The organism is Deinococcus pimensis DSM 21231, from assembly GCF_000519345.1.
Lineage (GTDB): Bacteria > Deinococcota > Deinococci > Deinococcales > Deinococcaceae > Deinococcus_A > Deinococcus_A pimensis.
This window is the reverse complement of the sequence record NZ_KI912635.1, coordinates 49,147-53,667: the sequence shown is the minus strand read 5'-3', so window position 1 is coordinate 53,667 and position 4,521 is coordinate 49,147. Positions and strand designations below refer to the sequence as shown.

The 4,521-nt window shown below is 72.4% G+C and carries 6 protein-coding genes and 1 pseudogene; 4 read left to right on the top strand and 3 right to left on the bottom strand.

From position 1 onward, the window contains the following. The 3 genes and pseudogenes from DEIPI_RS29345 to pyrR form a co-directional block, all read right to left on the bottom strand. Window positions 1-355, bottom strand: a 355-nt coding sequence (locus DEIPI_RS29345; protein ID WP_157463534.1) for an amidohydrolase family protein, incomplete at its 3' end; no start/stop codon positions are given. A 50-nt stretch (window positions 356-405) separates the two neighbouring features. After that, window positions 406-1,320 (bottom strand): annotated as a pseudogene (locus tag DEIPI_RS0107350) (aspartate carbamoyltransferase catalytic subunit). Further along, window positions 1,317-1,871 carry a bifunctional pyr operon transcriptional regulator/uracil phosphoribosyltransferase PyrR gene (gene pyrR / locus DEIPI_RS0107345; RefSeq protein ID WP_027481350.1) on the bottom strand — a complete coding sequence of 185 codons (555 nt, stop codon included), beginning with the start codon at window positions 1,869-1,871 and terminating at the stop codon, window positions 1,317-1,319. The pseudogene DEIPI_RS0107350 and the gene pyrR overlap by 4 nt, the downstream one beginning before the upstream one ends. Window positions 1,872-2,185: 314 nt before the next feature. Here pyrR and DEIPI_RS0107340 point away from each other — a divergent pair, with 314 nt between their 5' ends. The 4 genes from DEIPI_RS0107340 to DEIPI_RS0107325 form a co-directional block, all read left to right on the top strand. Beyond that, window positions 2,186-2,659 carry an Hsp20/alpha crystallin family protein gene (locus DEIPI_RS0107340; protein ID WP_045233846.1) on the top strand — a complete coding sequence of 158 codons (474 nt, stop codon included), beginning with the start codon at window positions 2,186-2,188 and terminating at the stop codon, window positions 2,657-2,659. Between the two features lie 67 nt (window positions 2,660-2,726). After that, a complete protein-coding gene (locus DEIPI_RS0107335; protein ID WP_027481348.1) occupies window positions 2,727-2,948 on the top strand; it encodes a hypothetical protein in 222 nt (73 codons plus the stop codon). An 86-nt stretch (window positions 2,949-3,034) separates the two neighbouring features. Then, entirely contained in the window at window positions 3,035-3,613 is a 579-nt protein-coding gene (locus DEIPI_RS0107330) for a TetR/AcrR family transcriptional regulator (RefSeq protein ID WP_027481347.1), read from the top strand. After that, window positions 3,610-4,521, top strand: a 912-nt coding sequence (locus DEIPI_RS0107325) for a glycosyltransferase (RefSeq protein ID WP_027481346.1), incomplete at its 3' end; no start/stop codon positions are given. The genes DEIPI_RS0107330 and DEIPI_RS0107325, both read left to right, overlap by 4 nt.

Here is a 4,521-nt window from a genome sequence, read left to right as displayed (position 1 = left end):
CGGCGGCGGGCCGCAGGCGCGCGAGACCGAGGGCGTTCGCCTTGCGCAGCAGAGCCTCCACGATGGCGGGGTCGTCCACGACGGGGCTGGTGTTGGGCATGCTGACGACCGTGCCGTACCCCCCGGCGGCGGCGGCGGCGAGCCCGGACGCGAGGTCCTCCTTCTCCTCCTGGCCGGGTTCGCGCAGGTGCGCGTGCAGTTCGATCAGGGCGGGCACGACGGTGCCGCCGCGCCCGTCGAGGGTACGGCCCGCGTCCCGGTCGAGGTTCCAGCCGAGGACGACGCCGCCCTCCACGAAGAGGCTCTCGGGCTCGGTGGAGCCGACGCGTTTGACGTTGACGATGCGGGTGACCACGTTGCTTGCTTCCTCCTGACGGCTGATCGCTGACGGCTGACGACTCCCGCTCATTCGGCCCTCCCGACGAGGAGGTGGTAGAGGACGCTCATGCGGACCGCCTGCCCGTTCTCGACCTGCTCCGTGATGCGCGAGCGGGGGCCGCTGGCGGTGTTCCCGTCGATCTCTAGGTCGCGGTTCATGGGGCCGGGGTGCAGCACGACCGCGTGGTCCCCGGCGAGGCTCAGCAGGTCGTCGTTGACCTGGTAGCTCGCGGCGTACTCCTGCAGGCTGCCGAGGTACCCGGCGCTCATGCGTTCGCGCTGGAGGCGCAGGGCCATCACGGCGTCGGCGCCGCGCACGGCCTCGGCGGCGTCGGTGGTGAGGGTGACGCCCTTGCGGGCGAGTTCCCTCGGCAGGAGCGTGGCGGGGCCGCNCNGCNCGNCCTCGGCTCCGNGCNGGGGCNGCNGTTCGGCGTTGGNGCGCGCGNCGCGCGNGTGCCGCNCGTCCCCGNCGNTGGCGCCCTTGCGCCCGGCGNGTTCGCCGNNCNCGCGGCGCNGGGNGNGCGCGNCGNGCNGGGCCNGGGNGGGGNGGGCGCGGCGGCCGTCCCCGGCGTTGATGGTGGGCTTGCCGCCGTAGCGGGCGACGAGGTGCGCGGCCCCGGCGGCGTGGTGCCGGACGATGAACGCGTCGACCTGCATGGCGCGCAGCGTCTCGACGGTGTCGCGCAGGCTCTCGCCCTTGCTGAGGCTGCTCGCGCCCGCCGCGAAGCTCAGCACGTCGGCGCTCATGCGGCGCGCGGCGAGCTCGAAGGAGACGCGGGTGCGGGTGCTGTTCTCGAAGAAGGCGGTGCAGACGGTGAGGCCCTGCAGGGCGGGGACCTTCTTGACGGGCCGCCCGAGGACCTCCTTCATGACGTCGGCGGTGTCGAGGACGCCCGTGAGCTGCTTTTCGGTCCAGCCGTGGAAGTCGAGGAGGTGCCTCACGCGCCCGCCTCGTCTTCCTGCCAGAGTTCGACGGCGTCGACGCCGCCGTCGGTCTCGGCGAGCTTGACCTTGACGACCTCGTCGCGGGCGGTGGGGAGGTTCTTGCCGACGTAGTCGGCGCGGATGGGGAGCTCGCGGTGGCCGCGGTCGACGAGCACGGCGAGCTGGATGGCGCTGGGCCGCCCGAGGTCGATGAGGGCGTCGAGGCCCGCGCGGACGGTGCGTCCGGTGTAGAGGACGTCGTCGACGAGGATCACGCGGCGCCGGGCGAGGTCGAAGGGGACCTCGGTGCGGCGCACGATGGGCTGGTGGGCGATCTCGCTGAGGTCGTCGCGGTAGAGGGTGATGTCGAGCTTGCCGAGGGGCACGTCGACCTGTTCGAGCTCGCGGATCTTGTCGGCGAGGCGCGTGGCGAGCGGGATCCCGCGCGTGTGGATGCCGACGAGGGCGAGGTCCTGCGCGCCCTTGTTGCGCTCGATGATCTCGTGGGCGATGCGGGTGAGGGCGCGGCGCAGTTCGGCGTCGGTGAGGATGTTGGCCTTGAAGATCACGCGGGGCCTCCGCTCCTGGTGGCGCGGCTCAAAAAAAGGCCGACCACGGCGGGTCGGCCGTCGGTCGTGCGGGTGTGGTGCGTCATGGGTGCTCCTTCTCGCCTCGCGGGGCGGGTGCGGTTTCTCGGAACCGCGTTAAAGGTCAGTTGTGATGTTACACGATTCGAGGCGGGTGGGCGGACGCGGGCTCACGCCCGACCTTCTCGGGCGGCCTCGAACCTGACACTCCGGTTAACGCGCAGCTAACTTGACACTACAGCACTCAAGTTGCATAATGCCTACGTAAGCAAGACACCCGCAGGAGGTAGAGCGACATGATGAGATTCGATCCCTTCCGTGAAATCGAGGAACTCCAGCAGCGCGTCGACCGGGCCTTCGGCCTCCAGAACGGCCAGAACCGCTACGCCCCCACCGTCGACATCCACGAGGACGAGGACGGCCTGGAGATCAGCCTGGACCTCCCCGGCATCGACCCGCAGGACATCCGCGTGGAGGCCGAGAACAACACCGTCATGGTGCAGGCCGAGCGCCGCTACGAGCAGAAGCAGGGCCGCACCGCGCACCGTCAGGAGCGCGCCTACGGCACCTTCGTCCGCACCTTCAACATCCCCGCGCGCTACGACCTGTCGCGCATCGAGGCCAGCCACGAGCACGGCAGCCTCACGCTGCGTGTGCCCCGCAGCGAGGCCGCGATGAAGCGCACCATCGCCATCAAGAGCTCCGTGAGCAACCAGCCCCAGACCATCGAGGCCGTGAGCTCCGACGCGAGCACGCAGAACACCCAGTAGGACCGTCCGAGCGGCGGCCTCCCCCGTGGCGGGGAGGCCGCCGCTCGCGTCCCGCTACACTCACCGCATGACCGACCGCGAAGACCGCCTGGACGTCCTGATGCGCAGCGAGCCCTACTGGACCGCGCGCGCCATGCGCGAGCAGGGCAGCGCCTTCTACCAGAAGCTCGGGGAGGCGCTCGAACGCGCCGACCTCGCCAACCGCCGCCGCCTCTACGGGGCGTGGCTCGACGAGTTCGAGGACTTCCACGCGCGCGGCCTGAGGCTCGCGGCGGAAGAGGAGGCGTAGTCCGGGCGACGATGGTCCGAACGTGCCCCTTGACGTCGGCCCGTCCATGTCTCAAGATCTGAGTGAGCACTCACTCAGGAGAGACCATGGGAGACCCCGCCACGACCGCCAGCAAGGCCGACCGCATCCTCGACGCCGCCGCGCGCAGCTTCGCCGAACGCGGCTACCACGCCACCACCACGAAGGACGTCGCGCGCGAGGCGGGCGTCGCCGAGGGCACCATCTACAACCACTTCGAGAACAAGGGCGCCCTCCTCCTCGCCCTCCTCGACCGCCTCACCACCGCCGCGCGGAGCGCCGTCGACCCCGCCGAGTTCCACGGGCTCGACACGCGCCGCACCCTCACGCTGCTCCTCACGCACGCCCTGCGCGGCTTCTCCGAGGGGGACCTCACCCTCTTCCGCGTCGTCATGTCCGAGATCCTCGTCAACCCCGACCTCGGAGCGCGCTTCCGCGAGCGGCTCCTCGCGCCCATGCTCGAAGGCCCGCGCCCCCTCCTGCCCGGCGCGTCCGACCTCGCCTCCCGCGCCGTCGCCGCGCTCGTCATCGGCATGCTCGTCCAGCGCGCCCTCGGCGACCCCGACCTCGACGCGGGCTGGGCGGACCTGCCCGCGCGTCTCGCCGACCTCCTCGCGCCCGGCCTCGAAGACGGGAGGCGCTCGTGAGGGCCGCCATCGTCGCGCTCGGCTCACGCGGCGACGTGCAGCCCTACGTGGCGCTCGGACGCGCCCTGCGCGCCGAGGGTCACGACGTGCGCCTCGTCACGCACGAGAACTTCGCGGAGCTCGTCCAGGGCGCGGGCCTCGACTTCCGCAGCGTGCGCGGCGACGTGCAGGCCGCCGTCCGGGACGACGAGATGCGCGCCCTGCTCGCCAGGGGCGACATGCTCGCCCTCAACCGCCGCAGCGCGCAGCTCATGCGCGAGGCCGCGCCCCTCTGGGCCGAGGACGGCCTCGCGGCCACGCGGGACGTGGACGTGCTGCTCGCCGGGATCGGCGGACTCAACCTCGCCCGCGCCCTCTCTGAGAAGCTGAACGTCCCCCTCGTGGAGGCCCACGTGGTGCCCTTCACGCCCACCCGCGCCTTCCCCGGCGCCCTGTTCCCGGGCGGGCTCGCGCGGCTCGGCGGGAGCGTCAACCTCCTCACGCACGAGCTCACCCGGCAGGTCATGTGGCAGGCCTTCCGCACCGTCGACGCGGACATGCGCCGCGTGCTCGGCCTTCCCCGCGCGCCCCTGTTCGGCCCGAGACCGACCCGTGCGTCCGTCACGCCGCCCGTCCTGTACGGCATCAGCCCGGCCGTGATTCCGCCGCCCGCCGACTGGGCAGGCCACGCCCACGTCACCGGGTACTGGTTCCTCGACACGGACGGGGACTGGACACCGCCGGGCGAGCTCACCGACTTCCTGGACGCCGGTCCCGCGCCCGTCTGCGTGGGCTTCGGCAGCATGGCCCTCCCCCGCCCCGACGAGACGTCCGGGATCGTCCTGGACGCCCTGGGACGCGCGGGCAGACGGGCGGTGCTGCTCAGCGGCTGGGGCGGCGTGCGCGCCGAATCGAGCGACGACGTCTAC